General features: G+C 63.8%; 3 protein-coding genes. All 3 read right to left on the bottom strand.

Translation table 11 applies throughout. The features are described 5' to 3' along the window. Positions 1-146 precede the first annotated feature (146 nt). Positions 147-3314, bottom strand: coding sequence for a LamG-like jellyroll fold domain-containing protein (locus HHX40_RS09420; protein ID WP_310738027.1), 3168 nt, complete (start codon positions 3312-3314; stop codon positions 147-149). Positions 3315-3332: 18 nt separating this feature from the next. After that, a complete protein-coding gene (locus tag HHX40_RS09415; protein WP_182880210.1) occupies positions 3333-5189 on the bottom strand; it encodes a DNRLRE domain-containing protein in 1857 nt (618 codons plus the stop codon). Between the two features lie 441 nt (positions 5190-5630). Continuing rightward, positions 5631-5996 (bottom strand): DJ-1/PfpI family protein, encoded by a 366-nt coding sequence (locus HHX40_RS38140; RefSeq protein ID WP_396787740.1) that lies wholly within the window; start codon positions 5994-5996, stop codon positions 5631-5633. Between the last annotated feature and the right edge of the window lie 4 nt (positions 5997-6000).

The following is a 6000-nucleotide window of genomic DNA, read 5'->3' as shown; positions in this document are numbered from 1 at the left end:
ACCTCGCATGAGGCTCACAAATCGTTCAAAATTGCGCTTCGGAGTCCTAATCCGGTGCCACCACGACTAGTGACTCACGGGGGCGACACGAGAGAACGGGCCTCGCTCAGACTCCGCCGTGTCGTGGGCCACCGCACCATCCCAAACTATGCAAAACACGTTTTGTACAACGTGTCGCAACGATAGGCGTAATCCAGCCAGGGAGTGGTCGGGGACAGCTTGAGGTGCGCGTCCACCCCCTTGCTTTTTGCGAAGTTGAAGGTTCCTGTGGTGCTCTGGCGATATCGCGTGACGTCACACCACTGGCCTGCAGCTGTAAGACATGTGGCAATCGCAGAATGGTTAGGCCCCCACATGGAGGTACGGAAGGCGACGCTGCTGTTAGAGCCACCTACTCTGCCAAGGGCCTGAGCGGTCGGCTCACAGTCCTTCGTGGCGCTTGCGGCTATCGTCGCACTGACCGCGCCTGAGACGCTCAGGGCGATCACGTCTCCGAACTCTCCACCCACCCCTACTTCTGCACCCGCCTGCACCTGAGTCTGCTTCACTTGGAAGCAGGGGGTGGTGGTTACCTCTACGTTGGACCATTTGCGGATGTAGTCGTTGCTTTTCTTTGCGGCTTTATCCGCGACAAGCTCTCCGTTCTTCTTGACCTTCGGATTACGGAACGAGGAATTAGTGTAGAGAGTAGTGACGGCGCCGATCTGGTCGACATCCCATTCGTGGCTGTCGAGCCGGGGATCGCACACAACCCAGCGGGAACCGCCGACGACCTCGAGTTGCATGCCCTTCGCAAGGCCCTTACTGACCTTGCTACTGATCTTGTACCCTGTCCAACGACGGTAGCAGGGCGCTGCCGCGGCCCAAGAGGTGGACTTCACCCTCGGGGCTGGGGCGGCGGCGGCCAGAGACGCTCCCGACGACACACCGAAGTACTTGCCAAGCACATCAGCCCCATCTCCCACGGAAGAACCAGTGCCGGCATCGATGTAATCACTGGAGTCTTCGTTCTGATCCGACGTCTCGATGAGGACATCCAGACGTTTACATGGATCGAAGGTGTAGGTGACATTCGCGCTGCTGCCGCGCGGTTCGACCTGACCTGGCGTACCGGCGTCATCCTGCGACTTAACGGATGCGGCACCGGACGACGGCACCGAAATCGTTTCCTTCCAGGTTCGTTCCACCGTAGCCGATACGTGAACCTTACCGTCTGGCCAAGGCGACACTACGACGTTTTTCAACGTCACCCCAGAGTCGCTCCGGGTGATTCCTGCGTCGGCAAGCGACTGAAACTCCCGGGTCAGCGGAGTGTTCAGGACCGAGACGGCGCCCGCGACCCTGGAGTTCGGAGTCATCCCCGAAGCGCTCCACACGTCTGGCGCCTGGCCCTCAAGGACCGCATCCTGGGCCTTGTAGTAGTTCTCGATCTCATCGGCATACGTGGCAGCACCACAGCCCGGAGGAGCCTTCGGGGTCACCGTCGTGGTTGACCAAGCGCTTTCACCAAACCGCGTCGAGGCACGCACGCGCACTGTATATGTGGCGTCGTTCGTGAGACCGTCGATCCCGAGAGTTGCGTCCTCAGTCGCCTCGCTGTCCACGACCGTTCCGGCGGCGTCGAGGACTTCCACGTCATAAGCTTCCAGCACCGACATCGACCCGTTCGACTCCGGTAATCCCCAGCTCACGGTGGCGGAACCGTCACCGGGAACGGCAACGAGGTTCAGGACCGGCGTGGGCGGCCCCGAGGGCACATAACTGATCTTGACCGACATCGGTGCGTTCGCACCCGGCGCTCCGAAGGTCATGCGGCCCGCCCTGCTGGTCTCTACCAAGAACCATGCGTAGGCATCGTCCCCGACCTCTAGCTGTGGATTGGCTAGGGTGGCCTGATAGGTCGCCGTAAGAGCCATGCCTGCCAGTTCCGAGGCCTTCGTCTCAGAGGTCACCGAGCCAGAGAGGGGACGGAGCGACACAGTGGCGTCCGCTGGGCAGGCACCCTCCTCACACGTAGCTGATCCCAGGCTCAACAAGGCACCATCGATCATGGATCCGTCTGGGATATCGGAGAGGTTGATAGCAAGTGCCGTCACGGTAGCGTTGCCCACCGTGCCGTCCACCGTGATCGCGCTTGCGTCCGTAAGGGCACACGGCGCGCCGCCGCAGCCGGTCGGATTGCTCTTGCCGGATTTCAGATACAGATGATCCTGCGCAAGGACCACCGATTGCGTGGAGGGCGCCGTGTTGTCTTCGCCCTCAACCGGGTCAACTGTGAAGGTCTCAGGCTCGCTCTTCGACGAGCAGATCTCCTGGATACACGTTTGAGCCTGCCAGGAATACGTCTGTCCGGCCTGCACGACTCCCTCGGGGACTTCGATGGATACGCGCTCCCTGCCAGGAACAGTTCGCTGTACCAGCGGTACGGATCCGACGGGCTGTCCGAGGCTGTTCAGGAGGAAGAACTTGGCGGTGACGGCGCCGCCGGACGGTCGGGCTACCACCGCCGAAAGGCTGGGAACCTGGGGATCGCCCAGGCCTGTTCCGGTGTCGGTCGGGGCATACGGCGCGTCCGTGGTGATGCGGTAGTAAGGGGTCTCGTTGCAGATACGGACCGGGATGCCGCTCAGGCAGGCCTTGATCTTGAATTTGAAGCTGTCGGGGCTGCCCAGCTGGAACTCGTTGCTCACCACCTGACCCGAAGGCGACCCCGTGACAGGCGGGAAGAGTTGCGCGGAGGTCCTTGCCGCGACCTCGTTGGACGCCGGGCCCATTTGGCCGGCGCTGTCAACCGCCACGATCCGGTAGTAGTACTGGCCCTGGACCATGCCGCTGTCGCTGTAGGTCAGGCCGTTCACCGTGGCGACGCGGGTGGCCGCCGACGGGGTGAAGCCGGCGGTCGTCGAGCGGTGCACCTGGTAGGTGACCGTGCCTCGGTCGTCGGTGGCCGCGGCCCAGGACAGGTCGACGGTGTCGGGACCGGCGACCGCGTTAAGCGTCCCCGGAGCGGTCGGCGGATTGTCCACCGTCGCCGTGTTGCCGACGGCGGTGTTCATGTCGGACTGGACCTGCCCTTGGGTGAGAGCGACGTTGTAGACCCTGACCTCGTCGATCAACCCGCTGAAGTACTCACCGTAGATGCTGTTGCCTCCGATGCGCAGAGGCGCGGTGCTGGACGCGAGGTTGCCGCTGACAGTGCTCTGGGCGACCACGGTGCCGTTGACGTAGGTCTTGATGACTGTGCCGTCGTAGGTGCTGGCGATATGGCTCCAGGTATTCGTCGGCAGCGCGGTCGGGCCGGTGACGCTGGCGATGCTTCCGCCGATCTGCAGCTAACTCGTGGGTCCCGACATCCCCATTCCGGGGAAGAAGCCACCGTTGATGCTGGAGTAAAGGGCGTAGGACGCATCGCTCGACGCCTCCTTCATGATGACCGTGCGGTATCCGCTGACGCTGGAGGGCTTGACCCACGCCTCGATGGTCATCTTGTTCGTGAGCTGCAGTGAGGCGGAGTTGTTCACATTCACCCTGCTGGAGGTGCCGTTGAACGACAATGCCTGGCCGAACTTGCCGACCGCCCAGGCCGTGCCGCTCGCCGTGCCCGCGTTGCCGGTGCCGGACTGGTCCGCCACCGCCGTTCCCGTGCCCTCGTTCATCCCGTACGCGGCGACCAGCCCGGGAACGGCGGTGCCCGCCGGGGACGGAGACGGAGTCGGCGACGGACTGGGGCTCGGCGACGGTGTTGTGGTGGGAACCGGGATGGGCGTAGTCGGGTCGGAGATCGAGACCAGGTAGTCCAGCTTCTTGCCGTCTATGGAGGTCGAGGAGTAGTTGACCTTCACGTCGCTGGTGCGGGAGATGGCGTCGGTACCGGCGATCGAGTCGATCGACTCCCCCGTCACCGTGGGAATCTCCGGTGGCAGCAGGTAGTTGACGCTCAGCTTCGGCGGCGACTGGCCGGACTCGACGGAGTAGAACGACCAGTACTGGGCCGAGATCGGGTTCGACTCGTCGGGCCAGCTGGACCGGGTGTCCTCCGTCGACTTGAGTTCCACCCCGTAGAACCCGCCTCCGGCCGACCAGTTCCTGGCCATCTGGGTGACGTTGAGACTGGTGACCGTGTCGGAGCCGCAGCTGGGGGTGATCGTGACCGCCCCCGTGCTCGTGGTGGACGGCCGCAGGTTCCACGACAGCGAGTCCGTGTCCCAGGAGGAAGTGACCGGCGACGCGGTGAGCGTACGACCCACGCATGAGCCGGCGTAGGAGCCGAGCAACTGCAGCGTCGCCGACTCCACGTACTTGCCGGCGACGCCGCCGGCATCGTCGCCGAAGCCCACATAGCCCCGAAGGAAGTTCGGGTAGATCTTGTTGGTGTAGGAGCACACGCTGCCCGAGCAGCGGCGCTCGGACTGGTAGTACGTGCCGGTGCCGACGTTCAGGACCGAGTCGGTCGCGTCCGCGGCACCCGTCCTGGACTGTATCCAGGCATCCATCGTCGCGGTCAGCGAGACGGTCGGATCGACGGTGACGGGGTACGTCGTGTCCTTGTCCGCCAGGAACTTGGGATCCGGTTTGATGACGAGCGTCTGGTCACCGGCCTTGCCGACCACTTGCGTGTCGATCTGGCCGCGCATGTTCGGCGCGGACTTCGCGTCTGTGCTCGGCGCCTCCATCATGAACGGCTCGGCCGCAGAGGCCACGACCTTGCCCTTGGCGTCGGTCAGTTTCAGCCCGCCCGCCTTGGTCTCGCTCAGCTTCAGGCCCTCCGTCCGCACCGGGAGACGGAACTCCACAGGGCCGGTGGGCCGCTCGCGCAGCACCACGTCGTGCCGGAAGCCGGTGGCCAGCGCGGTGACGACCAGATCCGCCTTGAGATCAGATGTGGAGATGTCGTAGATCGCCTTGTTGCCCTCGATCCGCGGCTTGGGCAGTTTCGCAGGCCAGTCCACTGCGAACGACTGGCCCTTCTCGGCACGTTCCAGAGTTGCGAGGTGGGTGTCACCGCCATCGCCGATCCGCACGCCCACCTTCGCGACCTTGGGATAGAGCGCGCCGTCGCGCTCCTCAAGCGTTGTGTCGACCCAGCGGAACGTGCCATCCGGCTGCTTGACGCGAGCGGGTCCCGCCCAGGTCTCCGTGGTGAGATGGGAGTCGGGATATGCCCAGGTCCAGCTCGTCTCGCTGTCCATGGACCGCACCTGCACCGGCTTGCCTTGTTTTTTCGCCTCCGCGATCGCCTGCCGTAAAAGGGCGTCCGCATCCCTTGGTTTCGGAAATTGCGTCAGCGGTGGCGGCACCGGTTGCGGAACCGCGCCGGACGCCTGGGAGGCGTCCTCTGCCATCGCCGGTAAGCCCGTCGCGAGTACCGCCAGGACCAGAGCCGCCACCAGGGTTTTCCTCCTCCCCGACGACCGCATGGAAACTCCCCGTAAAACAGGGAGAACGCGCCGCAACTTTCTCACAAATTCCCCTTCGTAAGAGGTGGGTTGCCACGCGCTTTTGTATCAGCCATGCGGACACATGCACAACATGCGACAAGCGGGGAACTTGGTCAGAAAAAAATATATTTTTTCTGGATGCCACTAAAATGCATATAGAAAATTTCCATTTCCCGCAAAAATCAACAAAGATCATCGTGCTATCACACGGCGGGCGCTTCGCGCACGGCACCGGGTGGGTGATCGCCACCAACAGCAGGGCCGGACGCGGCCGGGAGGTTCTATCTGGCCGACACGGTTCGTACGAGGACGAACCCGGTGTTCAAGGCGGCGCATCCACGCGGGGTGGTCCGGCCAGGCCCTCCCGGTCACGAGGTTCTGGTCGACGTGCACCTCGCTGTCCACCCACGTGCTACCGCCGATCTCGACGTCCAGGGCACAGGCCGGATACGCGCTTCTCTCCCGGCCCTTCAGCACCCCCGCCGCCGCCAGCACCAGCGGGCCGTGGCACAGCGCCGCAATCGGACCTGCCCGCCCAGGCAGAAGCCGACCACGCATACGC

Source organism: Microbispora sp. H10949 (genome assembly GCF_014161435.1).
Lineage (GTDB): Bacteria > Actinomycetota > Actinomycetes > Streptosporangiales > Streptosporangiaceae > Microbispora > Microbispora triticiradicis.
This window is presented reverse-complemented; position numbering and strand designations above follow the sequence as displayed.